This window comes from Pseudoalteromonas sp. XMcav1-K (genome assembly GCF_044005875.1).
GTDB classification, from domain to species: domain Bacteria; phylum Pseudomonadota; class Gammaproteobacteria; order Enterobacterales; family Alteromonadaceae; genus Pseudoalteromonas; species Pseudoalteromonas spongiae.
The window spans coordinates 75,054-101,771 of the sequence record NZ_JBIPJE010000035.1 but is presented as its reverse complement, the minus strand read 5'-3'; the positions used below and the strand labels follow the sequence as shown (position 1 = coordinate 101,771).

Annotated in this window: 26 protein-coding genes and 1 tRNA gene; 14 read left to right on the top strand and 13 right to left on the bottom strand. The window is 40.8% G+C overall.

Annotated features, from left to right (window positions below; genetic code table 11):
• Positions 1-17 precede the first annotated feature (17 nt).
• The 3 genes from ACHSBP_RS06675 to ACHSBP_RS06665 form a co-directional block, all read right to left on the bottom strand.
• Positions 18-233, bottom strand: coding sequence for a DUF3820 family protein (locus ACHSBP_RS06675; protein WP_010560496.1), 216 nt, complete (start codon positions 231-233; stop codon positions 18-20).
• 38 nt (positions 234-271) lie between these two features.
• Positions 272-523: a hypothetical protein gene (locus tag ACHSBP_RS06670; RefSeq protein ID WP_395388408.1), complete on the bottom strand. Its 252-nt coding sequence runs from the start codon at positions 521-523 to the stop codon at positions 272-274.
• Between the two features lie 101 nt (positions 524-624).
• Positions 625-2,205 (bottom strand): cation:proton antiporter family protein, encoded by a 1,581-nt coding sequence (locus ACHSBP_RS06665; protein WP_105170636.1) that lies wholly within the window; start codon positions 2,203-2,205, stop codon positions 625-627.
• Between the two features lie 213 nt (positions 2,206-2,418).
• On the opposite strand from ACHSBP_RS06665, the gene ACHSBP_RS06660 reads away from it, so the two are divergent.
• Both ACHSBP_RS06660 and ACHSBP_RS06655 read left to right on the top strand, forming a co-directional pair.
• Positions 2,419-3,162, top strand: coding sequence for a sporulation protein (locus ACHSBP_RS06660; protein WP_395388407.1), 744 nt, complete (start codon positions 2,419-2,421; stop codon positions 3,160-3,162).
• A gap of 50 nt (positions 3,163-3,212) precedes the next feature.
• Complete coding sequence (locus ACHSBP_RS06655; RefSeq protein ID WP_395388406.1) at positions 3,213-3,668, top strand: GNAT family N-acetyltransferase; 456 nt, start codon at positions 3,213-3,215, stop codon at positions 3,666-3,668.
• Positions 3,669-3,750: 82 nt separating this feature from the next.
• On the opposite strand, the gene ACHSBP_RS06650 is transcribed toward ACHSBP_RS06655, so the two are convergent.
• The 5 genes from ACHSBP_RS06650 to ACHSBP_RS06630 form a co-directional block, all read right to left on the bottom strand.
• A complete protein-coding gene (locus ACHSBP_RS06650) occupies positions 3,751-5,100 on the bottom strand; it encodes a sodium-dependent transporter (RefSeq protein WP_100913082.1) in 1,350 nt (449 codons plus the stop codon).
• 165 nt (positions 5,101-5,265) lie between these two features.
• Entirely contained in the window at positions 5,266-6,576 is a 1,311-nt protein-coding gene (locus ACHSBP_RS06645) for an ATP-binding protein (RefSeq protein ID WP_395388405.1), read from the bottom strand.
• Positions 6,577-6,579: 3 nt separating this feature from the next.
• Positions 6,580-7,278, bottom strand: a complete 699-nt coding sequence (locus tag ACHSBP_RS06640; protein ID WP_010560489.1) for a response regulator — start codon at positions 7,276-7,278, stop codon at positions 6,580-6,582.
• Complete coding sequence (locus ACHSBP_RS06635) at positions 7,278-7,703, bottom strand: DUF3019 domain-containing protein (protein ID WP_010560488.1); 426 nt, start codon at positions 7,701-7,703, stop codon at positions 7,278-7,280. The genes ACHSBP_RS06640 and ACHSBP_RS06635 overlap by 1 nt, the downstream gene beginning before the upstream one ends.
• Positions 7,693-8,529 carry a MipA/OmpV family protein gene (locus ACHSBP_RS06630; protein ID WP_010560487.1) on the bottom strand — a complete coding sequence of 279 codons (837 nt, stop codon included), beginning with the start codon at positions 8,527-8,529 and terminating at the stop codon, positions 7,693-7,695. The genes ACHSBP_RS06635 and ACHSBP_RS06630 overlap by 11 nt, the downstream gene beginning before the upstream one ends.
• A 198-nt stretch (positions 8,530-8,727) precedes the next feature.
• Between ACHSBP_RS06630 and ACHSBP_RS06625 the strand changes: the two genes are divergently transcribed.
• A complete protein-coding gene (locus ACHSBP_RS06625; protein WP_010560486.1) occupies positions 8,728-9,879 on the top strand; it encodes a serine hydrolase in 1,152 nt (383 codons plus the stop codon).
• A 35-nt stretch (positions 9,880-9,914) separates the two neighbouring features.
• Here ACHSBP_RS06625 and yhbY read toward each other — a convergent pair whose 3' ends face one another.
• Positions 9,915-10,211: a ribosome assembly RNA-binding protein YhbY gene (gene yhbY / locus ACHSBP_RS06620; RefSeq protein ID WP_010560485.1), complete on the bottom strand. Its 297-nt coding sequence runs from the start codon at positions 10,209-10,211 to the stop codon at positions 9,915-9,917.
• A gap of 86 nt (positions 10,212-10,297) precedes the next feature.
• On the opposite strand from yhbY, the gene rlmE reads away from it, so the two are divergent.
• The 10 genes from rlmE (at position 10,298) to ACHSBP_RS06570 (ending at position 20,771) form a co-directional block, all read left to right on the top strand.
• Positions 10,298-10,927, top strand: coding sequence for a 23S rRNA (uridine(2552)-2'-O)-methyltransferase RlmE (gene rlmE, locus ACHSBP_RS06615; protein ID WP_010560484.1), 630 nt, complete (start codon positions 10,298-10,300; stop codon positions 10,925-10,927).
• A gap of 67 nt (positions 10,928-10,994) precedes the next feature.
• A complete protein-coding gene (ftsH, locus tag ACHSBP_RS06610) occupies positions 10,995-12,953 on the top strand; it encodes an ATP-dependent zinc metalloprotease FtsH (RefSeq protein WP_395388404.1) in 1,959 nt (652 codons plus the stop codon).
• Between the two features lie 50 nt (positions 12,954-13,003).
• Entirely contained in the window at positions 13,004-13,852 is an 849-nt protein-coding gene (gene folP, locus ACHSBP_RS06605) for a dihydropteroate synthase (protein ID WP_395388403.1), read from the top strand.
• Positions 13,842-15,200, top strand: a complete 1,359-nt coding sequence (gene glmM / locus ACHSBP_RS06600) for a phosphoglucosamine mutase (protein ID WP_010560481.1) — start codon at positions 13,842-13,844, stop codon at positions 15,198-15,200. Before folP ends, glmM begins: the two co-directional genes overlap by 11 nt.
• A gap of 62 nt (positions 15,201-15,262) precedes the next feature.
• Complete coding sequence (gene tpiA, locus ACHSBP_RS06595; protein WP_010560480.1) at positions 15,263-16,012, top strand: triose-phosphate isomerase; 750 nt, start codon at positions 15,263-15,265, stop codon at positions 16,010-16,012.
• A gap of 2 nt (positions 16,013-16,014) precedes the next feature.
• A complete protein-coding gene (secG, locus tag ACHSBP_RS06590; protein WP_010560479.1) occupies positions 16,015-16,371 on the top strand; it encodes a preprotein translocase subunit SecG in 357 nt (118 codons plus the stop codon).
• A gap of 14 nt (positions 16,372-16,385) precedes the next feature.
• Positions 16,386-16,472: transfer RNA gene (locus ACHSBP_RS06585), tRNA-Leu, on the top strand.
• A 192-nt stretch (positions 16,473-16,664) separates the two neighbouring features.
• On the top strand, positions 16,665-19,280 hold the full coding sequence (locus tag ACHSBP_RS06580; RefSeq protein WP_395388402.1) for an ATP-binding protein: 2,616 nt from the start codon (positions 16,665-16,667) through the stop codon (positions 19,278-19,280).
• On the top strand, positions 19,273-19,620 hold the full coding sequence (locus ACHSBP_RS06575) for an Hpt domain-containing protein (RefSeq protein WP_010560477.1): 348 nt from the start codon (positions 19,273-19,275) through the stop codon (positions 19,618-19,620). Before ACHSBP_RS06580 ends, ACHSBP_RS06575 begins: the two co-directional genes overlap by 8 nt.
• Complete coding sequence (locus ACHSBP_RS06570; protein WP_395388401.1) at positions 19,617-20,771, top strand: response regulator; 1,155 nt, start codon at positions 19,617-19,619, stop codon at positions 20,769-20,771. The genes ACHSBP_RS06575 and ACHSBP_RS06570 overlap by 4 nt, the downstream gene beginning before the upstream one ends.
• A 280-nt stretch (positions 20,772-21,051) precedes the next feature.
• On the opposite strand, the gene ACHSBP_RS06565 is transcribed toward ACHSBP_RS06570, so the two are convergent.
• Both ACHSBP_RS06565 and queC read right to left on the bottom strand, forming a co-directional pair.
• Positions 21,052-22,488 carry a YfcC family protein gene (locus ACHSBP_RS06565; protein WP_010560475.1) on the bottom strand — a complete coding sequence of 479 codons (1,437 nt, stop codon included), beginning with the start codon at positions 22,486-22,488 and terminating at the stop codon, positions 21,052-21,054.
• 241 nt (positions 22,489-22,729) lie between these two features.
• Positions 22,730-23,392, bottom strand: coding sequence for a 7-cyano-7-deazaguanine synthase QueC (queC, locus tag ACHSBP_RS06560; protein WP_010560474.1), 663 nt, complete (start codon positions 23,390-23,392; stop codon positions 22,730-22,732).
• Positions 23,393-23,490: 98 nt separating this feature from the next.
• Between queC and queE the strand changes: the two genes are divergently transcribed.
• A complete protein-coding gene (gene queE, locus ACHSBP_RS06555; protein WP_105170624.1) occupies positions 23,491-24,156 on the top strand; it encodes a 7-carboxy-7-deazaguanine synthase QueE in 666 nt (221 codons plus the stop codon).
• Positions 24,157-24,225: 69 nt separating this feature from the next.
• Here the strand turns inward: queE and ACHSBP_RS06550 are convergent, their stop codons facing one another.
• Both ACHSBP_RS06550 and gloB read right to left on the bottom strand, forming a co-directional pair.
• Positions 24,226-25,797 carry a LysM peptidoglycan-binding domain-containing protein gene (locus ACHSBP_RS06550; RefSeq protein ID WP_395388400.1) on the bottom strand — a complete coding sequence of 524 codons (1,572 nt, stop codon included), beginning with the start codon at positions 25,795-25,797 and terminating at the stop codon, positions 24,226-24,228.
• A 99-nt stretch (positions 25,798-25,896) separates the two neighbouring features.
• Positions 25,897-26,661: a hydroxyacylglutathione hydrolase gene (gene gloB / locus ACHSBP_RS06545; protein WP_395388399.1), complete on the bottom strand. Its 765-nt coding sequence runs from the start codon at positions 26,659-26,661 to the stop codon at positions 25,897-25,899.
• Positions 26,662-26,718 lie beyond the last annotated feature (57 nt).

Sequence of the window (26,718 nt, the reverse complement as noted above, 5' to 3'; positions counted from 1 at the left end):
AGTGTGTTCCTTGAATATTAATTAAGTAATGGCATTAACACTTTTTCGAGGCCATTACGTTTCACTTCATAAATTAACGCAAGTTGCTGCCCAAGCTTACCCTCAGGGAAACCTTTTTGTTTAAACCAAACAAGGTAAGGCTCAGGTAATTTTAGCAGTGGGCAGCCGGCATATTTGCCAAACGGCATAGGCTGATTGATTGCTTCCAATAAAGCGTGTTTATCTGCGAGCATAAATAAAGTGAGATTGTGAAAGTCTCAGCTAGTATACCTTAATGGCAATTAATTTTGAGTGGTTTTGAGGGAGTGAACCCTTTTTCTCGCAATAAATTATCGAGTTGATTTACAGGTAAATGATGTTGCGGGTTATGGCGCAGGGCATGGGTTTTTGGCACCGCGTATTTATCAAGCAGTAAAAAGTAAAATGTGCGCTTGGCTAAGTCTGAATCAAGGTGTTTAAGTTCATTGCTGATAAAATCACGCATTTCGGGTGATAATGCGTTTTTTTTAGGTTGTTGCTGCATAGTCACGTCATTCAGAGTAATAGATAGGTAAATATTACTCTGAATAACGATAAAAGTGTTACAAAAATGTAAATGAACGTAATCGTACTGAGTGGTTTATGCTAGCTCGCTTTAGAAAACACCTTTTCTTTTACGTGTTCAGCAAAACCGCTACCAGCTTCTAAGTAAAAGTTAAAGGTTGAATGAACACCCATATCCTCTAGCTCTTTTTGTTGGTCGCGATAGTTGGCGATTGCGGTTACTTGCCCAGAGAAGCCCGACGCTTTTAGCTGCTCAAGGGCGTACAAGTTTTGCGCGTGTTTTGGCATGGCTAACATTACCATTTCTACGTCTGAGTGGTTAATGCGGTTCCAAAAATCGGGATCGGTGGCATCGGCTAAAATGGCAAATCGATCGCGCTTGATATGCTTTTCTACTGTGTCAGGGTTAATATCTACACCGGCGACCGATTCAGGGTAGCTTTGCGCAATTGTTTCATAGGCACCAGTGCCAACACGGCCCATACCAAAGATCAAGATTTTCGCTTTGTTTAAGTTAACCGGCATTTCTTCGGCTAAGCGTTTGCTCGATTCAAAGCGCAGTAAGAAATTCTCATATTTTACGTAAAGCTCGTTTGATTTGTTATTAAGCGGTGACGCAATAATAAAGGTTATGGATACCGCAATTGCAAGTACCGCGAGCCATTCGCCCGTTAACCAGCCACTCGATACGGCTAGCGCACAGACAATCAAGCCAAATTCACTGTAGTTTGATAATGAAAATGCACCGAGTAGGGAAGTGCGCGCACGCAAGTGGAAAGCGTTAGTAAATAGGTAATAAAGTAGCACTTTAAGGGGTAACACAATAATTAAAACTGCGGCAACTAAGAGTGCATTGAGCGTGAGTTCGGCGTTAAGGCCAATTGTTAAAAAGAATCCGACTAAGAAGAGATCTTTAAAGCTTAATAGTGCCTTAGATAGTTCGCTTGCTTTTTTATGTGGCGCTAAGATCATACCAATAATCAGTGCGCCTAAATCACCTTTTAAGCCCGCAAATTCAAATGCGTGATAGCCAACCACTAATGCAAAGAAAAAACCAAATAGCGGGAGCACTTCACCGTGCTTTGAACGCGCAAGCATCCAGTAAAATGCGGGTCTAATAAGTGGCAAGGCAAGTACCAATGCGATTGCCCAATAGTTTGGCAGCTTACCTGTACTAATCGCTAAGAAAACAACAGCAAAGATGTCTTGCATGACCAAAATACCTATGGCGACTTTACCGTGTAAGCTGGCCATTTCACCGCGTTCTTCAAGTACTTTTACCGCGAAAACGGTGGATGAAAAGCTTAGTGCAAATGCCAAAATGGCCGCTGATTGACTCGATAATTCAGAAAATAGAGGCAGCTTTAACCAGCTGAGCCCCAGTAAAGCAGCCCAAAACAACACGCTACACAATACAATATGCAAGGTTGCAGGCCCCCAAACTTGGGCTTTTATTAGATTGCCAATCTTCAATTTTAGGCCAATGCTAAATAGCAGTAAGGTGACACCTAGATTAGCCATTGTTTCAAGCAACTCGGTACTTTGATACCCCGCAAGATTAAGCACAAAACCGGCACATAAGAAGCCGATCAGCGGTGGTAATTTAAACTGTAAAATAATGAAGCCGCAAATAAAGGCTGTTGCGTAAAACAATAATTCCATAGAGTATTTTATAATTCTCAGTTAAATAGTAAGGCTTTTCTTAGTCTATCTAAAAACACCGTGCTGTGCTACGAAATACGCTCAGCGCAAGCCAATCAAAGGTGCAATCTAAACTAAAATGTAATCAACTTTTAACAAGTATAACTTTTAACTGACAAATTAATATTTTTATGGTTAATATGCAGTATAAGTATAAAGAACAAGGTGAGTTATATGTTCAAAAAAGTTCTCGCATCTATCGGTATTGGTGCGGCAAAAGTGGATACCGTGCTACATACTGAGCATTTACTGCCAGGGCAAAAATTTTCAGCAGAAGTTATCATAACAGCAGGCGATGTAGAGCAAGATATTTCAGGATTAGAGTTAGCCTTAATGACTAAGGTTAAAGCAGAGTCAGACGAAGGCGAGTATTTTGCAGATCATGTGTTAGATAAATGGTCGATTGTCGATCAAAGAACATTGCAGCCAGGTGAAGAGTTACGTATTCCATTTGAAGCGCGCTTGCACTCAGAAACGCCAATTACTGAAATATCACAGGGCATTAATCAAAGCGTAGTTTGGATTGCAACTGGTCTAAATATTGATTTTGCGCTCGACGCAACCGACCGAGATCCGGTTTATGTATACCCAAATGAAGCGGTAAAAACCTTTATGCTAGCAATGGAGAAATTGGGCTATAAATTGGTTAAAAGCGATGTTGAAAAAGGCTATTTACGTACGTCTAATTTCAATTCCACATCAGGGTGTTATCAAGAACTTGAATACAAGCCTGCAGGCCTAAAAGTGTTTGGTCCGAAGGAAGTTGAGTTGTCATTTGTGCCTGAGGCATTGAAAACTCATGTGTTAATTGAAGTAGACCGAATGTTTGGCTCAGATGGTTACGCTGATTTGACCATTGAGCATGATCAGGTCAACCTGAGCCAAATTTGCGATCAGCTAGAACATATTTTCAGCTAAGCTAAGATAACTATCTAAGGGGCTTAGGCCCCTTTTTTATTGGGTGCATAATGACAAAATTTTATAGTAAAACATTTAATGAACTCACAACGGCAGAGCTCTACGCCATTTTAAAGTTGCGCGTTGATGTCTTTGTGGTTGAACAAAACTGCCCGTATGAAGAGCTTGATGGGTTAGATTGCGAGCCGCAAACCCAGCATATTATTGGTTATGACGATAATGACGTTGTTGCCTATGCGCGTTGTTTAGCGCCAAAAATTAACTATGAGAACAGCGCGGCGATTGGTCGAGTGCTCGTTAAAAACGAGGTGCGGGGTAAAGGGCTTGCACACGCTATTGTGTCGCTTGCCAAAGATATTTGTATCTCACATTGGCCTGAGCACGGGATTGAAATATCAGCGCAGTGTTATTTAACTGAGTTTTACACTGAACTTGGCTTTCAAGTAGACGGGCAAGAATACCTCGAAGATGGTATTCCGCACATTCATATGAAAGCGGTTTTGTAAAAAGATTTGCTAAGCCTAAAAGTAAAAAGCCGATGAATACACATCGGCTTTTTATTTATCTGTTTATGTTTTTAGCTGCTGGCTATGTAAATGAATGAATAAATACCGCCGCAATAGCGAGAGGACACACAAATTTTGTGTACCATGGCCAGATTTTCCAGAACACGCCTGATTCAACGTCTTCATTACCTTGTTTAATTTCTTCAATAAGTGAATTTCGTTGCCAAATCCAGCCTGCGAAAATACAGCAGAACATTGCGATAATTGGCTGACCATATTCTGTCGCCAATGTTGCCACAAAGTCGAGCATCGTACCGATGTTAAAAATAATCACAAAGCTGATGGCTAAAATACCAATACCAGTCCATGTAGTCGCGGTTTTACGCTCAATATTATGGCGCTCAACAAGATAAGATACAGGGCCTTCTAACATCGATATTGACGACGTAAGTGCGGCAATCGACATCAGGATAAAGAATGCCAAACCAACAAACACACCCAGTTGACCCATAGAATCAAATAAACTTGGTAATACTTGGAATACTAGGGTTGGGCCTGCGAGTAATGAGCCATCCTCAGCAAAAATTTGCACCCCTTGTTCCAATGCAACATACATTGCCGGAATGACTAAAAGGCCTGCTAAAAATGCAATTGATACGTCAATAAATGTAACTTGTGCGCCGATGGTAACCATATTTTCTTTTTTCGAAATATATGAACCATAGATCACCATTACACTAGTACCCAACGACAGTGAAAAGAATGCTTGGCCAAGTGCGCTAATTAGTAAGTCAGGGTCAAGTACTCGCGAAATATCCGGGTTAAGGTAAGCTTCTAATCCTTTGTCTGCACCATCTAGGGTTAATACATAGATGATCAATAAAATAAGCAGAGCAATCATTGCAGGCATCAAACGCTTAGACCATTTCTCTATGCCATCTTCTACGCCATTACGAATAATAATTACGGTTAAAAACATAAAAATTGCACAGAAGAAAATATTGCGTGCCACGCTATCGCTAACGGCCCACTCTGCAACGCTGGTGGCACCGACGATGGTTGCACCTGCCTCTACGGCGTAAGATGTCATCCAACCGGCTAAAATACCGTAAAAGCTTAAAATAAGCGCTGCACAGACAATGCCGCCAAAGCCGACAATAAATGCGAAGCGTTTTTGTGTTTGCGTACGAGAAAGTTTTTCAAGAGACGTTACGGCATTCGCTTGGCCGTATCGCCCAATTAGAATTTCAGCCATAAATGCAGGATATGCTAGGCAAAACGCTAAAATTAAATACATTAATACAAACGCTGCGCCACCATTAGTTGCCGTTTGTGTTGGGAAGCCCCAAATATTGCCAAGACCAACAGCACTACCTGCTGCCGCCATGATAAATCCTAGTCGAGAGGAAAACTCTCCACGTGAAGCACTCATATCTTTTTCTCGTTATTAGTTTGCCGCCCAATCTACTGTAAATTGAAATAAATTAATAGAGTGAGTTCGCTTGATTTAGATCAATAAGATTAAAAAAATGTAAACAATCAAATTCGCTAAATTGTTTAATGTAATAGTTGCGTAATTTGTTAAAGGGCGAGCGGGCTACCATGAACTGGTCTTGTTCTTTAAATGGCAGCGATGTGGCAAGCGTAAAGTAAATTTTGCACCGCCGAGTTCTTTTGAGCGAGACACTTTAATATCGCCGAAATGCCATGCGATAACTTTTGCTACGATAGCAAGCCCAAGGCCATAGTTTTTGGCCGCGCGGTTACGGTGATTTTCTTGCTGGAAAAAGGGCTTTAATACGTTATCTAGGTTTGCTTCATCAATGCCCGGACCATCGTCTTCGATTTCAATAAACGTGTCAGCGTGGGTTTGCGTCGTACTAATCGTAATGGTGGTTTTTGCAAAGTCAGTAGCGTTACTTAGCAAATTAACAATAGCACGGGCTAACCAGTGCGGATCCACATAAAGCTGCTGGGTATCTGATTTTATTTCAAGTTTAATAGATTGCGCTTTGAGTTTAGGTTCAACTTGATAAAAACAGTTATCAAATAGCTCAGTACTGGTGATGACAGTAGGCGATATTTGATACGATTTTTGCTCAAGGGTTGCGTACTCTAAATAGCTGTTGAGCATGGATTCCATTTGGTCTAAATCGTTTTCCATGCGTTCAAGGTAATGCCGAATTTTAGTTGGATCTTTGGTATCTATCGCGGCATCTAAGCCAAATCGTAAACACGCAAGGGGAGTGCGGATATCGTGCGACATACTGGATGCGAGTAGTTGGTTTTCTTCGATCAGCTGTTGTATTTGGTCGGCCATGCGGTTGTAGCTGGTTTCTAGCTCACGAATATAGCTTAGCCCGGTTAAGTTGATACGCGCATCGAGGTTGCCATTGGCAAATTGTGCCGTGGCCTTATTTAGCAAACTTAATCGTTTGGTGAGCGGCGCGAGCCACCACCACATAAAAATGCAAATGCCCAGATAAAAACCAACGGTTAAAAAGAGATCGGTACGATTAGTTGGCATTGGCGGCTTTTCAACACGCAACTGAATATGGCTATCGGCTAATGCTGCACTTGTTTGAATCAAGTAAAAGCCTAATTCGTCTTCTAGGGTAATACCGCCGGGTACCAGTAATTCTCCGTGCAGTTCGCGGGGCAATGCAAGCTCGCTATTGCTGTGGTAACTCAAGCTAAATTGACTCGCTTGGGTGAAGCGTTTTAAAAAGGCTTCATGTCCGCTTTTAGGGTGATGGCTTATTTCAGCAACCACGCCTGCAAGTATTTGCTTTTCAACTTTAAAATTATCGTGATTACTCGGAGGCGCACTTAATGAATCAATCAACCAACCAAGAATAAATGATGAAATCAGTGCGCCGGTGATCAGGCTAATATAAAGCTTTTTCATTAACTACCAAGCTTGGCTTACAAACAAATAACCTTTACCCCAAATGGTTTTTATTTTATTTGGGCTTTGTGGGTCGTCGCCAATTTTCTTACGAAGTGCAGAAATAAGCACATCAACGCTGCGATCTAAACCGTCGTATTCTCTGCCTTTGGTCGCTAAAAACACGCTATCGCGGTCGAGAATTTGATCCGCATTTGATGCCAAGTAAAATAATAAGGAATATTCGGCATTTGAAAGGGCGAGTTTAGTACCATCTAAAAATACGTCGCGTGACAAAGTGTCGATTTGTAAACTGCCAATGCTGATCTCATCAGAATTGGTATCCGAGCTCCCTTGTTTTTCACGCATTACTGCATTGATACGCGCAAGCAATACACGTGGACGCACAGGTTTTATGACATAATCACTTGCGCCAACTTCCAAGCCAAGTACTTCATCAATTTCATCACCTTTAGCGGTCATCATAATAATTGGTTGATGATAGAAAATACGTAAATCGCGACATACACTCATGCCATCTTTACCTGGCAGCATTAAATCAAGTAATACTAAATCGGGGTTATGTTTTTTTACTGCCTGCACAGCTTCGTCACCACGATGACACAAAACAACGTCAAAACCTTGCTCAATTAAGTACTCACTTACCCATTGTGCAAGAGATGTGTCATCTTCAACTAATAGTATTTTTTTTGCTATATCCATTAAAACAGTCTCCACCGACGTTTCTTTCGCTTATTGGTATATACCCAATTTACTTTCATTTCTACGGGCTCGCTTATTTGCCCTGAGCTAATTTCAACTAATTCGTATTGCATAGCTTCTGGCGAGTTAAACTCACTGTCTAATTCACCAAAGGTACTGCTATACCAGCAGCGAATCAGTTTTTTATCACTTACTGTGCGAATACAGTAATCACCTCTGACCGGCGCATGCCACTGGAACTTTAATTTGGTGTAACAGTGTTTTCCTTGACGCAATGCCACACATTTTTCAGGGAAAATGGCCAGTTCAGGGTGCGATAGTGGCAAATTGACGTTCTTTTCGGCATTGGCAAAAGACATGCTTGCGAACAAAAATAACGCAATAAGCTTGAGCTTAATAAGGACAAATTTAAGGTTAAAATACATAGCGTATACCAACCTTAGCTTTGTGTCGTAAGCTGTTAGAGATTAATGGACTGTTGCTAATTTCCTTTGAATACCAAGAGGATAACCAGCCACCAAGAAACACCCAATCTTCGTTAATTGGGTATTCGGCGTGAATTTCAAAGGTCAGGCTGTACGCGGCACTTGGGTTGTACTGTGGTCTAAATCCCGCGATTGCTTCGTTGGCATCTACGCCAAAATAATAACCAGTGAAATCCGATGAATAAATATTTAGGCCTGAGCCAACACGAAATTCCCAATTGCGATAATCTTGAATCGTACTAATAAAACCACTTGCCCAAAGACTTTTATGTGCACCTGAGATGTCGTGGAGAATTTCTAACGATAACTGGTGAGTTTTTTCTTTACGGGTAAGGCGAAGGCCCGCATTAAAATCATCTTCGCGTTCTTTCACGCCGCGAAGTTGAGATACTAAATCGTCGTCGTAAAAAGTGCCAGTTTCATCAAAACCTTCATGGGCGTTAATCGCGAATAAATCGAGACTCCAGTCATACTTATCAACGAGGTTATAACCAATCGTCAAGCCACCTGTAAGCTGCGAGTTATCCACATCAAAATAAAATTTGTCGTAGTTGATGGCAACATTGATGTTTAATTCAAAACCATCTTGATAGTCCACACCTTGTAAATAGTGTTTATCGACATAGTAGCCAGCACCAAAACTCCAATCCCACGTGAATCCATCACTTGCCTCGAGTGTGTTGTCTGCATAAAGCCTATTACTAGCAAGGCAGGGCGTCGCAAGCAAGGTGCTCAAAATAAGAAGTGAAATTGTAATTTTGTTCATTGTAATAATTATAGTTGTACTGATCTGTGGCTAAATGCTGTTTAATAAAATACGTATTATATGTATAAATGTGTAGTTCACATGTAAAAAAATGTAGTTGTTCAGCTTGGACAAACAAAATATTTAAAAGTTTTGCCTGCATCCTTGTTATTGGCTTGTTAAACTATGTGCGTATTTATTCCGAGAATAGCGATATATATGCGGTTTTTGTTTTTCTCAACATTTTTGAGTTTTAGTTGTTTTTCAGTTGCGGATAGTCTTGATAACGCAAGCGAACAGGTTGATTTTGACCGTTTTGTTAAAGGTTACAAGAACACCATGGTATCTAAATTAAGAAAAAAAGGGATCCCAGGTGCTGCACTGTCAGTTGTAAAAGTAGATGCGGGGGAGTTTGCCTACGGCTATGGCAAAACCAAACGTATTAGCGGTAAACCTATTACCACCAGTACACGCTTTCGTTTAGCGTCGGTATCAAAAACATTTGCGGGATCTTTGGCTGCAAAGCTCGCCAGTGAAGGGCAGTTAAAGCTTGACGATACGGTGACTAAATATCTGCCGGATTTTCATTTCCACAGTCGTGATAAAAAGCTGCGGGTGTCGCATTTATTAAGTCATAGCAGTGGCCTTGTACCCAATGCGTACGACAATCTTATTGAATCACGCATGCCTTATAACAAAATTAAAAACAAGCTTGCAGAAGTAGAACCGATTTGTTCTCCGGGGCGTTGTTATGGTTATCAGAATGTGATGTTTAGCCTGATTGGTGATGTAATCGAAAAATCCACGCAGATAGATTACAGCACTTGGGTTAATGAATTCATGTTTAAACCGTTAAACATGAAAAATGCGAGTCTTGGTATACAAGCCATGATGCAAGATGACAATTACGCTCATCCGCACGTGAGAGCACGTAAGCGTTGGTACACCACAAAAATAAAACCAAATTACTATAAAGTTGGTCCTGCAGCGGGCGTTAATGCCAGTGCAGATGATATGGTGCAGTGGCTCAAAGCGCAGCTTGGCCAATACCCAAGTGTGTTATCAAAAGAATCACTGGCGCTACAAAGTACACCACAAATTAAAACAAAAAAAGAGTTAAGGCGTCGAGTTTGGCGTAAAAATCTAAATCAAGCTCATTACGGACTGGGCTGGCGCATTTATGACTACAAAGGCGAGAAAATTTATTATCACAGTGGCTGGGTGCAAGGCTATCGTGCTGACGTGTTGGTTATTCCAAGGTTAGAGTTAGGCTTTAGTTTGATGATAAATGCCGAAGCCGGTATTTTGAACGAGCTGACTACGGATTTTCTTGATTTAACGTTAAAGCAATACAATAAAAAACGCGCTTAAAGCGCGTTTTTTTACAGGTTAAAATATGTTTTCCGTTAACCCTTTGGCAATTGGATTTTCTTATCTTCGCTTTGTTTATAAAGCACAATAATATGACCAATTGTTTGAAGCTTGATAGCACCCGTTTCGCGCACAATGGCTTCAAAAATAAGCGCTTTAGTTTCACGGTCACTAGTTGGTACTTTCACTTTAATTAGTTCGTGAATGCCAAGTGCGTTTTCAATTTCGAGTAACACACCTTCTGTTAAACCATTTGCACCTAAAAGAACAACTGGATTTAACGCGTGTGCTTCGCCTTTTAAAAACTGCTTTTGTTTGTTTGATAACTTCATATTTAGTAAATTTCGCAGAAATAATCTTGAATTAAGGGTATTCTACCGCCATATATCCAATATTACTAATTCTAGAGTAGAATTTAATGGCTAATAAAAAGCATTCGGCAAGTTCAAAACGCTGGTTAAAGGAGCATTTTGATGATGTATATGCCAATGAAGCCCGTAAACTCGGGTATCGCTCGCGCGCTTACTTCAAAATTGAAGAGCTCGACAAAAAAGATAAATTAATTCGCCCGGGACTCACTGTGGTGGATTTAGGTGCCGCACCAGGTGGTTGGTCGCAATATGCGGCTGATAAGGTTGGTGATAACGGCACAGTAATATCTTGTGACATTTTACCTATGGATCCCCTACCTGGCGTTGAATTTTTACAAGGTGACTTTCGTGAAGAAGCGGTACTGGATGCACTGTTATCACGAATTGATGGTAAGAACGTTGATCTTGTGATGTCGGATATGGCGCCTAATATGAGCGGAAATAACGTGACAGATCAGGCAGGTAGCATGTACTTGGTCGAACTTGCATTTGATATGTGCCATCAAGTACTAAAACCAAACGGCAATTTTGCTGTCAAAGTGTTCCAAGGAGAGGGATTTGATCAATTTGTTAAAGACCTACGTAATAGTTTTAAGACCGTTAAAATTCGCAAACCAGATTCGTCGCGTGCGCGCTCTCGTGAAGTTTATATAGTAGCGACAGGTTACAAACTGTAGTACAGTATTTAAAGTTAAAGATTTTTTTCAATGTTAGATAAGACAAGAGGTTAATGCCTTGAGTGATATGGCTAAAAATTTAATTCTCTGGTTGGTAATCGCCGTAGTTTTAATGTCGGTATTCCAGAGTTTCAATCCAGGCGAAGGCGCTAACCGCCAGCTCGCATATTCGCAGTTTGTAAAGGATGCCCGTGCACAGCAAGTGCGCGAAGCGAAGTTTGATCGCACAGCAGGCATCGTATATGGCACAAAATTAAATGGTGAACAGTTTAAAACTGTTATCCCTATGCACGATCAGTACATTGTTGACGAGCTGATCAAAAGCGGTGCAATTGTTGAAGGTGTAGAACCGGAAGAGCAGTCATTACTGGCAACAATCTTCATTTCTTGGTTCCCAATGTTACTGCTTATTGGTGTTTGGATATTCTTCATGCGTCAAATGCAAGGCGGTGGCGGCAAAGGTGCCATGTCATTTGGTAAGAGCAAAGCACGCTTAATGAGCGAAGACCAAGTTAAAACGACATTTGCCGATGTAGCTGGTTGTGATGAAGCAAAAGAAGACGTTACTGAGTTAGTAGATTTCTTACGTGACCCATCAAAATTCCAAAAGTTGGGTGGTAGCATTCCGAAGGGCGTACTAATGGTAGGTCCTCCAGGTACAGGTAAAACGCTACTTGCAAAAGCGGTTGCAGGTGAAGCAAAAGTACCATTCTTTACAATTTCAGGTTCTGACTTCGTAGAAATGTTCGTTGGTGTTGGTGCATCGCGTGTGCGTGACATGTTTGAACAAGCTAAGAAAGCTGCGCCTTGTATCATCTTCATCGATGAAATTGATGCGGTAGGTCGTCAGCGTGGTGCAGGTCTTGGTGGTGGTCATGATGAGCGTGAGCAAACACTTAACCAAATGCTTGTTGAAATGGATGGCTTTGAAGGTAACGAAGGTATTATTGTAATTGCTGCAACTAACCGTCCAGATGTACTAGACCCAGCGTTACTTCGTCCAGGTCGTTTTGACCGTCAAGTAGTTGTAGGTTTACCTGATATCCGCGGTCGTGAACAAATTCTTAAAGTACACATGCGCAAAGTGCCTCTGGCAGACAATGTAGAGCCAGCACTAATTGCACGTGGTACACCGGGCTTCTCTGGTGCTGATCTTGCTAACTTAGTGAATGAAGCTGCTCTTTTTGCTGCGCGCGGTAATAAGCGTGTTGTTAGCATGGCCGAGTTTGACGCTGCAAAAGATAAAATCATGATGGGCGCAGAGCGCAAATCAATGGTTATGAGCGAGCAAGAAAAAGAAATGACGGCATACCACGAAGCTGGTCACGCTATTGTTGGGCGTTTAGTGCCTGAGCATGATCCTGTTTATAAGGTATCAATTATCCCGCGTGGTCGTGCACTTGGTGTAACTATGTATTTACCAGAGCAAGACCGTGTAAGTCATTCTAAGCAACATTTAGAGTCGATGATTTCAAGCCTTTACGGTGGCCGTATTGCTGAAGAACTCATCTATGGCGCAGATAAAGTGACCACAGGTGCGAGTAACGATATTGAACGTGCAACTGATATTGCACACAAAATGGTTACGCAATGGGGTTTAAGTGAAAAACTAGGTCCGCTTCTTTATTCAGAAGATCAAGGCGAAGTTTTCATGGGTCGTAGTCAAACGCAGAACAAGAGTATGTCTGGTGAAACGGCTAAGCTTATTGATGCGGAAGTACGTGACTTCTCAGATCGCAACTATCAACGCGCTGAAGATATTCTAAAAGAAAATATGGATATCCTTCACGCAATGAAAGATGCGCTAATGAAGTATGAAACGATTGATGCTGCGCAAATTGATGACCTAATGGCGCGTCGCGAAGTGCGCCCACCACGTGATGCACATGATCGTAAAGACGATGACAAGCCAAGTGCTGGCGCAACAGCTACTGGCGATAAAGAACCTCAAGCAGCAAAACAGGTTGATACAGAGAAAAAACCTGAAAATAAACTTGATGACACCGACCAACCATCGGTAAACTAACAACCCTAAAAACCCCGAGCAATTCGGGGTTTTTTTAAATCTACATTTCTATGTCTACTATCAATTTACCAAACGGCAAGGTACTTGACCTAAGCCAAACCCATATAATGGGAATACTTAACCTTACCCCAGACTCTTTTTCTGATGGCGGCAGTCATCAACAAATCGACAGCGCTGTCATTTCTGCTCTGGAGATGCTTGGAAATGGCGCGACCATTATTGATATTGGTGGCGAATCAACGCGTCCTGGTGCACCTGATGTTGCATTAGAAGAAGAGCTTGCGCGCGTTATTCCAGTTATAGAGGCGATCCGCAAAAAGTCAGATTGTCTCATTTCCATCGATACTAGCAAAGCAGAAGTAATGCGTCAGGCGGTGAATGCGGGTGCTGATATTATTAACGATGTTCGTGCACTGCAAGAACCCAATGCCTTGGAGACAACGGCTGAGTTAGGCGTGCCGGTATGCTTAATGCATATGCAAGGGCAACCGCGTACCATGCAATCAAATCCTCATTACGATGATGTGATAAATGATATTAAACAGTTCTTTGTTGAGCGCATAGCTGCTTGCGAAGCTGCAGGTATATCGCGCGATAAAATCATTCTCGATCCTGGCTTTGGTTTTGGTAAAACCCTTGCACATAACTACTATATTTTAAAATACATAGACGAGTTTAAAATGATGGGGTGTGAAGTACTTGCGGGCTTATCGCGCAAGTCGATGATTGGTAATTTATTAGGGCGCGATGTAGATCAGCGTTTAGCTGGCTCAGTTGCGGGCGCGCTTATCGCCGCGCAAAAGGGCGCTAAGATTATTCGAGTACACGATGTTACAGAAACCGCCGATGCACTTAATGTATGGCAGGCCTGTGAACAAGGAATTACAAATGAGCAATAGAAAATATTTCGGCACCGACGGTGTACGTGGTGAAGTAGGGCAGTTCCCAATCACCCCTGAATTTGCATTAAAGCTTGGCTGGGCGGCAGGAAAAGTGCTGTCTAAAGCGGGCACTAAAAAAGTGATTATTGGTAAAGATACACGTATTTCGGGCTATCTTCTTGAAACATCGCTTGAAGCCGGTTTAGTAGCGGCTGGTATTGATGTTATTTTATTAGGCCCAATGCCAACGCCTGCAATCGCGTATTTAACACAAACGTTCCGCGGTGAAGCAGGTATTGTTATTAGTGCCTCTCACAACCCTTATCAAGACAATGGCATTAAGTTTTTCTCATCACAAGGCACTAAGCTAGATGATGCGTTAGAGCTTGAAATCGAAGCCATGATGGATGAAGAAATGACGTGTGTTTCTTCAGAATCGCTCGGTAAAGCAAAGCGCCTTGATACTGCGGCAGGACGTTATATCGAATACTGTAAAAGCCAGTTCCCAAGCGCTTTATCGCTTGAAGGTTTACGTATTGTGGTTGATTGTGCCAATGGTGCAACGTATCACATTGCACCCGATGTTATGCGTGAACTTGGCGCTGAAGTGATTAAAGTAGCGTGTGAGCCAAATGGTTTAAATATCAACGCAAAATGCGGCGCAACCCATGTTGATACCATGATCCAAAAAGTGCTTGAAGTAAAAGCAGACGTAGGTATTGCCTACGATGGTGATGGTGATCGCGTGATGATGGTTGACCATAAAGGCCGTGTATTTGACGGTGATGACATTGTTTATATCATTGCGAAATACGCGTTCGAGAAAGGTGAACTTGGCGGCGGTGTCGTTGGTACTGTAATGTCTAACATGGGCCTTGAAAATGCGCTTAAGTCACTCGGCGTTGAATTTGAACGCTCAAAAGTGGGCGATCGCTATGTGCTAGAGCTATTAAAGCAAAAAGGCTGGAAAATTGGTGGCGAAAGCTCGGGCCACATTCTAAATCTTGACCGCATCTCAACGGGTGACGGTATTATATCTAGCCTACAAGTGCTTGCTGCCATGGTTGAGAGCAATCAAACTCTTGAAGATTTAGGTCAGGGCTTTACAAAGTACCCAATGAATATGATTAACGTGCGTTATGCAAAAGGCACTGAGCCGCTTGCAAGCAACGATGTGAAATCTGTGATTGCTGAAGTAGAACAGCAACTGGGTGACAAAGGTCGTGTACTTATTCGTAAGTCAGGCACAGAGCCTGTGATCCGCGTTATGGTTGAAGCAGAAAAAGAGAAGCAAGTCTTCGATTTCTCAAAGAAAATTGCTGATGTTGTTGAATCTATAAGCAAACAACTCGAAAACGCACAATAACTTCTTGTAACTTTTAGCGAGTCAGGATAACATCCTGCTCGCTTTCTAAATTGGAGTAAGCAATGGCACATCGCAAACCTATGGTTGCAGGCAACTGGAAAATGAATGGCTCACTTGAGCTTGTATCTGAACTTGCCGAAGTAATCACGAAAATTGATACCTCTGACGTTGATATTTTAGTTTTCCCGCCATTCCCTTTAATTAAATCAGCACTTGATGCAGGTTTGAAAGCAGGCGCACAAACAGTGTCAGAAAATAATGCTGGTGCATTTACTGGCGAAGTTGACGCCCAATTGATTCACGCACTAGGTGCAAATTACACTTTAGTTGGTCACTCAGAAAGACGTGCTATTTACGGCGAAAGTAACGAAACAGTTGCTGCTAAATTTGCCAAAGCACAAGAAAATAATCTAACACCAATCCTATGTGTTGGTGAAAGTGAACAAGAACGTGAACAAGAATTGACCGAACAAGTTGTTTGGCAGCAAATTGATGCGATTATTAGCAAATTAGGTGTAGATGCACTTGCTAATAGTGTGATAGCATACGAGCCCGTTTGGGCAATAGGCACAGGTAAAACTGCATCGCCTGAACAAGCACAAGCTGTGCACAAATTTATCCGTAGCAAGCTGGCTGAACTTAACAGCGAGTTAGCTGCGAAAATACAACTGCTTTACGGCGGTAGTGTTAACGAGAACAATAGCGAACAATTATTTGCGCAACCAGATATTGATGGTGGGCTAATAGGCGGAGCAAGCCTTAAAGCTAATAGCTTTGCAACCATCTGTAATAGCGCAAAAGGAAATGGCTAACAATGTACGAAATTTTATTAGTAGTTTATCTTATTGTCGCACTTGCTTTAATTGGGTTTGTATTAATCCAGCAAGGTAAAGGTGCTGATATGGGTTCATCATTTGGTGCTGGTGCGTCTGGAACCGTTTTCGGTTCAAGCGGTGCTGGTAACTTTATGACAAAAACAACAACCACGTTAGCAACAGTGTTTTTTATTTTAAGCATTGTGTTAGGTAACTTAACAGCAGGTCAGATTAAACAAACTGACGAGTGGTCAGATTTATCATCAGACGCTCCTGCTGCAACGACAGTTGTTGCTGAACCAAAAGATAAAGACGTTCCTGCTTCACAAGACAAAAGCAACGACGTTCCAAACTAATAAATAACATCTTCGCGGATGTGCTGGAATTGGTAGACAGGCAGCGTTGAGGTCGCTGTGTGAGCAATCACGTGAGGGTTCAAGTCCCTCCATCCGCACCAAATATTTAAAACCCAAGCCAAGGCTTGGGTTTTTTGTTTTTCATTTCTAAAAACGCCACCAATATCAAATCTATACATCTGCACGACAAGAATAATTTTAAATCATTGCTATAGTAAATATGTTAATAAAACAATGTGCGGCCCTTTAGGGCCCGATTTGCCGATCGTTTTGTTTACTACTAAGGGAAATAGATGGTTTCAAATAAATACTACATTCGCACTGATGTTGATTTAAGAATAACCGAGGTAAACAAGCTTGTTGAGAGTTTATTGTCGGCATCTCAAGATTCAATTTTAGGTCAGAATCTAAGGCTGTTTTTTAGTCAAATTGAGGCGAAAGAATATCGTAGTATTGTTACTTTCGGCAGTACAGTATTGGAATTTACGTGCTGTGAAGTGCCTAATGGGTATGTCTTCGTGTTTGTTGATATCTCTAGCGACCCACTGGCTAACAGTGATATGGATTTTGTTGAGCAAGCACTTAATTCATCTGATATTGGTGTATGGTGTTACGACCATGAAACAAAAGAGTTTAACTGCACTAAAACCTTCAAAAGGCTTTTAGAAATCCCTTTAGACTCGATTGTCTCCCTTAAAGACCTTCTACAGTTAGTTCACGCTGACGACAAAGAGTTATTCCCTTTATTTTTTGAAAATCATTTGCACTTTCAGATCCCACTACAGTTTGAATTTAGATCTAACACACGTGAAGAGAAATGGTTTTCATTAAAAGGGGAATATATAAACAATGATCAAATTAGAAGTATTGTAGGAACAATTGTAGATAGTTCGTACGAAAAAGAAATGGTAATCGCCTTAAATGAGGCGAATGAAAGTAAACAATTAGCGATTGAAGCAGGCAAAATTGGTACGTGGAATGGCATATTAGATAATCATGTATGGCGTTGGCAATGGGATAGCCAGGCTAATGATATTTTCAAAATGAATTCTGAAGATATAGGTAACCTAGAAAAGTGGATTAATTGTTTACACCCTGATGATAAAGATAAGGTAGTCAATGACTTAGAGCATAGTTTGCGTACAGGTGAAGAATTCATTAGCACGTATCGTAGCGTTCTTCATAATGGAGAGCTTGTTTATATATTTGCACAAGGACGGGTTGGAAAAGATGTACATGGTGAAAGCTATCGCATTGATGGTGTATGCATAGATCAGACAAAATTTTATAAAGCGCAATTGGATTTACAACAACTAAATGCTGATCTAGAAGAGCGGGTTGAACGCCGAACTAAAGACTTAAATATAGCGTTAGACAAAGCTCAGCGTGCCAGCGAAATTAAATCTAATTTTCTTGCGATGATGAGTCATGAACTTAGAACGCCACTGAATGGTATTATCGGTTCGTTAGATTTATTAGAAAATGCGAGACTAAACCATGAATGTTTAGATCTTGTCAAAACAGCATCAATATCTGCAAACAATTTAATTGCTATATTGAATGATGTTTTAGATATCAACAAAATTGAAGCTGGAAAACTAGAGATTGATCACGAATTGTTTGATGTTACAGAGGTCATTCATCAAGTAATCATAACCTTCGCCGCTAAGGCAAAAGAGAAAAATATTCGTTTAAGCGTTTTTGAATCTTCACTGCCGAAAAATCATTTCTTGGGAGATGATAATCGATTAAGGCAAATCCTCTTAAATTTAGTTGGCAATGCAATTAAATTTACTGGTAATAATGCAAAGAAAGAGAACTTCATCAACGTTGATGTGAGTTACAACACGATAAATGAATATCAAGTTGAGTGTATTATTTCAGTTACCGACTCAGGAATTGGAATCAAAGACGATGTGATCGATAAATTGTTTACGCCTTTTACACAAGCTGAAAAGTCAACAACCCGACAATTTGGCGGCACAGGTCTAGGGTTATCAATTTGCGGCAAATTGATTGATTTAATGGGGGGAGAGATTAATGTTTCAAGCGAGTTTGGATTAGGGTCTGAGTTTAAATTAAAGATACCGTTTTGGGTTGACACAAATACAGAAGTTACCAAACCATGTACGCCGATGCAGCTTGTTAGTATTGGGGTTGGCACGTATGAAGAGCAATATTTTCAAAAATTACTCAATAGCACAGTAACATTATGTAATCAGATACTCATTGAAGAGCAGTCTCAGTTTGCAAATGTTATGACAAACATTGACACAATTTTCATAGTAAGCAATACGAGGCTTTTCAGTACGCTGATACAGCAATTGCCTAAATTCGTACGGTTCTTTATATATACATCCGAAAATAATCGAAATTCACTTGAAGCCGCCGCCCCGCATTTATTAATACATACAACTCAACCAATGACGTCATATGCGCTAAAACAAGTTTTATTTGAATCGATAGACGATGACGAAATTGACGATGAGTTAGACCTTGAAATCGAGACTTTTGATGCGCCATTAGTATCAGATGTAAATCACGATATCCTGCTTGTAGAAGATAATCCATTCAATCAAAAGCTGTTACGAAAGCAACTTCAGGCAATCGGGCTCGAGTGTGATATTGCAGACAACGGTGAGCGCGGTTATCAATCTTGGAAGAAAAATAGATATAAGTTAATTTTAACTGACTGTCATATGCCTGATGTAGATGGATACGAGATGACTAAACTGATTCGTATGGAAGAAACACAATTAGGTGTAAAGGCGGTGCCAATAATTGCTGTGACTGGCGCAACAATGAATGATGATGTGGCGTATTGCAAGTCTATTGGTATGGATGACTTTTTGAGTAAACCCGTTAAATTGAAGGACATTCAAACGATTGTGGAGAAATGGTATGGATGAACCAGAAAGTGAATTAGTAACTTTAAATTCTTCTGTGATGATTGAGTTAATTGGTAATGACTTAGCAAAGATTAAGCAATTCCAAATAGACTTTTTGGGTCAGGCGAATGAGTATTTCAAGAAACTCGCAGGGGCATACAATCAAAATCAATTTGAAAATCTAAAAGAACATGCACATTTCTTAAAAACGTCAGCAAACGCTATTGGTGCTGAAAAAACCGGTCATTATCTTGCCACCATAGAAGCTTTCGCCTTGAAAAAAGACAAACCCGCTTTAAAGGAGTTGATTCTAAAACTCAAATCTGAGCTCAAAACATTAGCTGGAGAAATACGGAAATGACAGTGACATCTGAAGGAAGACTCGCAAACCGGCATCCTGACATTGTATTGATCACCCATTGTGAAGAGGAAGTTCACGGTGTAAATGAAATCATAAGAGAACAATTTGATAGCTTTCGATGTATTGTGAAAGACGATGCAGTCATTGAAACGATAAATCAGCTTAAGCCAAAAGTGGTTCTATTCGCGCTTGCAACGGTTAAAGAAAATATCACTTTGTACACGTTGATGATTAAAAGCCAAGTTTTAAATGAAAACCACTACAGCGTACTGTTGTGTAACAATAAAGAGTCGATACTTGCATTTGGTTGCTGTTTAAGGAATTTGTTTAATAGTTACTTCACTCATCAACCGCTTTATGAGCGCTTTCGGCTAAAGTTGATCGTATTCGAAGGACTCACTCGTTGTGAGGTTGAACAAACATTTTATGATGAGCTTGTAAGTGTGGTTAAAAACCAAGATAGCGACTTAAATGAACTAATAGAGTTAGGGCTAAGTTATAAAAAAAATGTTCTTGATAAACTCGATACGAGTAAGTTGGAAGTAGAACGAATAAAGAATGAAGTTAGCAAAGAAGAGCAAGGAGAGTTAAAGCAACTACTTTTAGACAAGATCCAAACTGAACATTTACAACCATTACTGTCTTCACTTGAATCGGTGATATCAGACAATTTAACGACTATGTTGGCTAAAATGATGTCAGCACATGCAAACCTACAAAGTGCGGAAGTAACGCAAAATAATAATCCAGCACAAGCCTTGGAACAGTTTGATATTAATGAACAAGATGAAAAGCGCATATTAGTTGTAGAAGACAACCATATTTATCGCGAAATGATTAGCGACGTTTTGTCTAAAGAAGGTTTTATAATTCATCAAGTAGATGATGGACTGAATGCTGTAAAAAAAATAAAGACTGATCGTTATGACCTTATTTTAATGGATTTGTTTATGCCGAATTTAAATGGTCTCAAAACAACGAAACATATGCGACAAGTTGGCAAGAACAAAAAAACACCGGTAATTGCACTATCAGGCAATAAAAACAAAGAAATAGTAAAAAAATGGGCGAGCCATGGCTTAGCTGGGTATATCGTAAAACCTTCAACTAAAGCTGAAATACTAACAGTTATAAAACGGGTACTGGATTAAATTTATCAATACACATATTTACTAGCGTTTGTTAGCCATTATTTAATTATTTTCAAGGACATAGTGATTGCGGTAACCGATTTGATTATGTTCGCAAGCGCATTTGACTAATAATATTAAAGAGTAAGAACGCAACAGCGTTGAATTTAAACTTTATTAAACGTGGAGCTGGTTGCTTACTCATAAAGAATGTTGCTGTTGATGCGAATTAGTAAAAGTTGTAAATATGAGTCAATAAAAAGCCACCGTATTCGGTGGCTTTTTTGCGCTTGTAATAGAATCAGCTATTTGCTGTAACTTGGCTCTCAACCCCTGCAATCTGTGGTTGCACATCTAAACCATAACCAAAGAAAGTGGCAGCGATTAGTACTACAGAGGCTGCAATCATTAGTTTCACCAATAACGGTAAGCAGAACTTAAACCACTGACCATAAGGTACACCGGCCATACCGATGATCCCCATTAATACCGCATTAGTTGGAATAATCATATTTGAGAAGCCATCGCCAAATTGATACGCAAGTACTGCAACTTGGCGTGGTACACCAACTAAATCACCAAGCGGTGCCATTAGCGGCATAGTAACGTACGCTTGACCTGAACCCGATGGAATAAAGGTATTTAGCAGAGTTTGAATAACAAGCATACCAACAGCTGATATTTCTGCGCTCACATAAGAAAGCGGTAAACTCATACCGTACACTAGGCTGTGCAGAATTTTACCGTCGTCTAAAATGAGTGCGATACCGCGTGCAACACCGATTAAAATTGCAGTGGTTACTAAATCAGAGGTACCTTCAATAAATTTGTTAGCAGCGGTATTCGCATCAAGTTTACCTAATACAGTGATAACTAGGCCCCAAGCAACAAATAAGCCGCCAAGTTCATATAAGTACCAGCCTTTTGTGGCAATACCCCAAACGGCAATTACTAATGTTGCGATAAAGCTAAGTAGTACCAATTGGTGGCGACGATTAAGTTTTGGATAGTCATGGGTTTCTTTGCCTTCTAATGGGCAAGGAATGCCTGCCATTAACGAGCGAGATGGATCCACTTGTACTTGTTTGGTGTATGACCAAACATGATGAAAACCAAGTAATACGAACGGCACGAAAATCGCTAAACGTAGCCATAAGCCCGAATACACAGGAACTTCTGCAATCTGTTGGGCGATTAATACAGTAAACGGATTAAACGCAGATACGCCATAACCGATGCCATAGCCGGCAACAATCATACCGACCGCCGTCATCGCATCAAGGCGCATGGCTTTACATAATGCCACTAAAATAAGTACAAATGGAATGTATTCGCCCGCTGTGCCAATTGCACTTGAGGCAAGAGCAAAACAAAAGACTACGGCAAAAATGAGTTTTTGCGGCTTATCGCCATGTTTTTCTAATAAACGGCCAATTAATGCATCTACTGTGCCTGTAGCACGTGCAATTGCGAGTACACCACCCACAATTAACACAAAAAAGATAACATCCTGTGCAGCGGCAAATGCCCGTGGAATTGCCGTTAGAAAGTCCCAAGGGGTAAGGTAATGACTTTCAGTGGCAACTTGATAAGTGCCAGGAACAACGGCTTGGCGGCCATTTGCTGTTTCTACGGTATCAAAAAAGCCTTGGGGTACAATCCAAGTAGCAAGATAAGCGACAAACATCATCGCTAGTAGCAAAACCAGCGTATGAGGTACTTTCAATGTCTTAGGCATAAATAAATCCAGTTGTGGGAAAGGCCAATAGTTTATTCGTAATTTGGGTGCTTAAAAAGAGGGGATTGTAAACAAATTAGAATGGCTTATCGCAAAAGGGTGTAACTTTGGCGTAGAGTACAAATATGGCTTTAGTTTTTAAGGTGCATAGCAGCAATAAAAAAGAGTTTTGCGAATGGACAGAGCAAAACAAAAAAGCACCATTTGGTGCTTTTAATGTACGTTAACTAACAGGTATTAGTTAATTTGCTTCATATGGTAGCGGATCGCTTGCCTGGTTTAGCTCAAACGCTTCTAAACGCTCTTGGCAAGCGCCGCATTTACCGCAGGCTTTTTCTCGACCGTTGTAGCAAGTCCATGTCTTACTGTAATCGAGGCCCATATTTAAACCGTCGGTTAAAATCTCAATTTTAGTATTATTTAAGTATGGGCTAACTATTTCAATTTCTTCGTAGTTAGCGATGCGGCACACATCATCCATTTTTTGTACGAATTCAGGGCGGCAGTCTGGATAAATTGCATGGTCGCCTGAGTGAGCGCCGTAAAATACCTTGTTGGCTTTAAGTGAAACTGCATAGCCAACAGCAAGTGATAATAAAATCATATTGCGGTTTGGTACCACAGTTGATTTCATGCTTTCTTCTTCGTAGTGACCTTCCGGTACGTCAATATCGTCAGTCAGCGATGAGCCACCAATTAATTGGTTGATTGCTGAGATATCAACAACTTTATGAGAAATGTTTAATTCCGCACATACGTCTGCTGCAACTTTTAATTCTTTAACATGACGCTGGCCGTAATCAAACGAAAGTGCATACACTTCATAACCTTGGCGAATGGCTTTATTTAAAACGGTATATGAATCCATTCCACCAGAGTAAATTACAACAACTTTTTGCGACATATTTCTCTCACTTTAGCTATAATAGCGGTTTTTGCGGGCGCGATAGTCTACACCTTCGTGACCTTGAAGACAAATCTAGCAGTAATTAGAGGCGTACGTTGTACAAAATTAACGAAGTATTCGAAACCATTCAAGGTGAGGCAAGTTACACAGGTTGCCCATCTATATTTATTCGCTTGCAAGGGTGTCCTGTGGGATGTGCTTGGTGCGACACTAAGCAAACATGGCATACGGACGATACTTATTTAGTTGATCTCTCTGACACAGTTGAAAAGAAAGCTGACTCGGATTATTTTGCTAATTGCACCGCAGAACAAATTCTCGCGCTAATTCGCGACAAGCAATATCAAGCAAAGCATATTGTGATCACTGGTGGTGAGCCATGCATGTACGATTTAAACCCACTTTGTGAATTACTTCATGAAAACGGGTTTTCTACGCAAATTGAAACCAGCGGTACATTTGAGATTTTAGCGCCAGCAACAACGTGGGTAACGGTATCACCAAAAATTAATATGCGTGGTGGATATAAGGTACTTAAAAGCGCCATGCAACGTGCTAACGAGATTAAGCATCCAGTTGCGATGATGCGCCATGTTGAAGAGTTAGAAGAGCTGTTTGCTGAAGCAGGGCATACGCCAGAACTCGTTTATTTACAACCTATTAGTCAAAAGGCAAAGGCAACGCGCTTAGCGATTGAAGTATGTAAGGCTAAAAACTGGCGCTTATCGGTGCAAGTGCATAAGTATATTGGTATTGCTTAACTTTCATTAGTTAACGTACGACACAAAAAAGGCGCTAAATAGCGCCTTTTTTAATATGTTTGCTTGGTGTTAACCTGTTTTTACATCCACTTTTAGTTTTAGCTTTTGTCCAGGTTGAATGTATTCATTCTTGGTAATGCCATTCCATTTCATAATGTCCGATACTGACACTTTATACAAACCCGCAATGCGCGCTAACGAATCACCTTTGCGCACTTTATAGGTGATGGTGCGTTCAGTCACATTACCCGCTAAGGTTGAACTGGTTTTTTGATAAACCGTTAACTGCTGGCCAAGACGTAAGGTCGCATTTTTGCGTAAGTTATTCCACTTCATTAAGTCTTTGGTTGATACTTTATATTTACGACCAATTTTCCACAGACTATCGCCACTAACGACTGTGTGCGTAGTTTTGCGGTTTGCTTTGTTGTTAGCTGCAATACGCATTGGACCGCTTAATAAGTTATTGTCTATTTCACCATTACTTAAAGGTACAAACAGCTGTTGACCAACGCGAATAGTATTGTTGCTCAACTTGTTTAGCGTTTTGATGCTAGTCGTGCTGGTATCAAATTGCTTGGCGATTTTTGATAGGCTATCGCCTGATTTTACTGTGTATTGCTGCCAACGAATGCGATCTTTCGCATCCATTTTGGCAAGTTGTGCTTTGAAGCCATAAGCTTTATCTGCTGGCACAAGTAGCTTATGCGGACCGGTTGGATCGGTTGCCCAACGGTTAAATGCGGGGTTTAACTTATACATTTCAGTCACTGGAATGTCGGCCATTTCAGCGGCTTTTGCTAAGTCAATTTGACCGCCAGTATTAACCAATTCAACCGCAGGCTTATTATCTATTTTTTTCCACGTTACTTTAAACTCGTCTGAGCGCGCAAGTAAGTCTGATAGCGCTAGCAGTTTAGGTACGTATTGGGTTGTTTCTCGCGGTAAATCAAGCGACCAAAAATCAGTTGGTAACTGCTTTTTACGGTTCTTTTTAATCGCACGTAATACACGACCTTCACCTGAATTATATGCAGCGATCGCATTTAGCCAATCACCATCAAGTGTTTTGTGTAAATACGTTAAATATTCAAGTGCAGCGCGAGTAGACTCGGTAATATCGCGACGACCGTCGTACCACCAATTCTGCTTTAGACCGAAACGCTCACCTGTGGCTGGCATAAACTGCCAAATACCAGAAGCACTGCGGTGCGAGTAGCCAAATGGGTCAAATGCGCTTTCAACAATAGGTAATAGCGCAATTTCAATAGGGATCTGACGCTTTTCGACCTCTTCCACAATATAGTGAAGGTAGGGAGTACCACGTGTGGCGATACGATCTAAATATTTTTGGTGCTTAGCGTAGTAATTACGCTCGGCAACTACGGCACGATTTTGCGGCACAGGAATCGAAAGCTGATAGCGAATACGTTGCCACACATCGTCAAATTCAGGGATTTGTTCAATGACTTCTTGCTCTTCTTCTGCAAGTGCAAGCACTGTTAATGCATCATATACGTCTTGTGAGCTGGCAACTTTATAGTTTGGCTCTGTCGTATTTTCTGATTGAGATTGATTTGTCGTTTGACAGCCCACAAGCCATACACTGGCGCTTAGGGCAATTATTTGCTTATAAGTCATTAATACAAAATACCGAGTTAAAACGGAACGCCGAATAATACCGATCTTGGCTAAAAATTGCCAATTTCATTTATTTTTATCATTAATTGATAAATAGATTTAATAATTGTCCTTTAGTTCCCTTAAGGCGGCAAAAACACTGACATCGTTTATTTCGGTAACTGAATTTTTAGCTAACACACTGGTTCTTACATTATGTTCATGTGTGCGTAAAAATGGGTTTATCGCCTTTTGCTCTTCTATTGTGGTAGGCAAGGAAATATCACTATGTTTGGCAAGTTCATCGCGATAGGCAACAAGCGTATGATTGTCTGGCTCGATATATGCAGCAAAATCTAGGTTGGCACGCGTATATTCATGGGTGCAATAAACCTGTGTTGAATCGGGCAGGGCTGCGATACGTAAAAGCGATGTGAGCATTTGTGATGGCGTGCCTTCAAATAATCGACCACATCCACCATTAAAAAGTGTATCGCCACAAAAAATCATGTTTTCATTATAATACGCAATATGATCAAGGGTATGTCCCGGCACATGCATAATTGCTAATGTCAGTTGTAATTCATCCAGTGTTATAACAGCGTCATCTTTAAGTTTATGGGTAATGCCTTCAAAAGGGCTGTTGCTCGGGCCATAAACGGGTAAACCATTAAACTTCTTAACCAGCTTTTCAACCCCGTTAGTGTGATCCCAATGATGATGGGTAATTAAGATACCTTTTAGCGGTAACGAGTGCTCGCGGCAGAACGCTAAAACGGGTTCCGCGTCACCTGGGTCAACCACATAAAGCTGTTTATTGTCTTGATTAACCAATGCCCAAATGTAATTGTCGTTAAACGCGGGAATGGGAATTACTTGTACCATATTCACTTGCTCTGTTATGTTTACTCTGTAGGCTATCTCTCATTATAACGAGGCAAA

Bases quoted from the DNA above. Each gene is read 5' to 3' on its own strand.
- ACHSBP_RS06635 (WP_010560488.1), bottom strand. From the start codon at position 7,703: ATGTATTTTAACCTTAAATTTGTCCTTATTAAGCTCAAGCTTATTGCG.
- ACHSBP_RS06650 (WP_100913082.1), bottom strand. From the start codon at position 5,100: ATGAGTGCTTCACGTGGAGAGTTTTCCTCTCGACTAGGATTTATCATG.
- glmM (WP_010560481.1), top strand. From the start codon at position 13,842: ATGAGCAATAGAAAATATTTCGGCACCGACGGTGTACGTGGTGAAGTA.
- ACHSBP_RS06640 (WP_010560489.1), bottom strand. From the start codon at position 7,278: ATGGATATAGCAAAAAAAATACTATTAGTTGAAGATGACACATCTCTT.
- ACHSBP_RS06580 (WP_395388402.1), top strand. From the start codon at position 16,665: ATGGTTTCAAATAAATACTACATTCGCACTGATGTTGATTTAAGAATA.
- ACHSBP_RS06575 (WP_010560477.1), top strand. From the start codon at position 19,273: ATGGATGAACCAGAAAGTGAATTAGTAACTTTAAATTCTTCTGTGATG.
- ACHSBP_RS06655 (WP_395388406.1), top strand. From the start codon at position 3,213: ATGACAAAATTTTATAGTAAAACATTTAATGAACTCACAACGGCAGAG.
- ACHSBP_RS06630 (WP_010560487.1), bottom strand. From the start codon at position 8,529: ATGAACAAAATTACAATTTCACTTCTTATTTTGAGCACCTTGCTTGCG.
- secG (WP_010560479.1), top strand. From the start codon at position 16,015: ATGTACGAAATTTTATTAGTAGTTTATCTTATTGTCGCACTTGCTTTA.
- ACHSBP_RS06670 (WP_395388408.1), bottom strand. From the start codon at position 523: ATGCAGCAACAACCTAAAAAAAACGCATTATCACCCGAAATGCGTGAT.
- gloB (WP_395388399.1), bottom strand. From the start codon at position 26,661: ATGGTACAAGTAATTCCCATTCCCGCGTTTAACGACAATTACATTTGG.
- rlmE (WP_010560484.1), top strand. From the start codon at position 10,298: ATGGCTAATAAAAAGCATTCGGCAAGTTCAAAACGCTGGTTAAAGGAG.
- ACHSBP_RS06675 (WP_010560496.1), bottom strand. From the start codon at position 233: ATGCTCGCAGATAAACACGCTTTATTGGAAGCAATCAATCAGCCTATG.
- folP (WP_395388403.1), top strand. From the start codon at position 13,004: ATGTCTACTATCAATTTACCAAACGGCAAGGTACTTGACCTAAGCCAA.
- ACHSBP_RS06550 (WP_395388400.1), bottom strand. From the start codon at position 25,797: ATGACTTATAAGCAAATAATTGCCCTAAGCGCCAGTGTATGGCTTGTG.
- ACHSBP_RS06625 (WP_010560486.1), top strand. From the start codon at position 8,728: ATGCGGTTTTTGTTTTTCTCAACATTTTTGAGTTTTAGTTGTTTTTCA.
- queC (WP_010560474.1), bottom strand. From the start codon at position 23,392: ATGTCGCAAAAAGTTGTTGTAATTTACTCTGGTGGAATGGATTCATAT.
- ACHSBP_RS06660 (WP_395388407.1), top strand. From the start codon at position 2,419: ATGTTCAAAAAAGTTCTCGCATCTATCGGTATTGGTGCGGCAAAAGTG.
- ftsH (WP_395388404.1), top strand. From the start codon at position 10,995: ATGGCTAAAAATTTAATTCTCTGGTTGGTAATCGCCGTAGTTTTAATG.
- tpiA (WP_010560480.1), top strand. From the start codon at position 15,263: ATGGCACATCGCAAACCTATGGTTGCAGGCAACTGGAAAATGAATGGC.
- ACHSBP_RS06665 (WP_105170636.1), bottom strand. From the start codon at position 2,205: ATGGAATTATTGTTTTACGCAACAGCCTTTATTTGCGGCTTCATTATT.
- ACHSBP_RS06565 (WP_010560475.1), bottom strand. From the start codon at position 22,488: ATGCCTAAGACATTGAAAGTACCTCATACGCTGGTTTTGCTACTAGCG.
- ACHSBP_RS06570 (WP_395388401.1), top strand. From the start codon at position 19,617: ATGACAGTGACATCTGAAGGAAGACTCGCAAACCGGCATCCTGACATT.
- yhbY (WP_010560485.1), bottom strand. From the start codon at position 10,211: ATGAAGTTATCAAACAAACAAAAGCAGTTTTTAAAAGGCGAAGCACAC.
- ACHSBP_RS06645 (WP_395388405.1), bottom strand. From the start codon at position 6,576: ATGAAAAAGCTTTATATTAGCCTGATCACCGGCGCACTGATTTCATCA.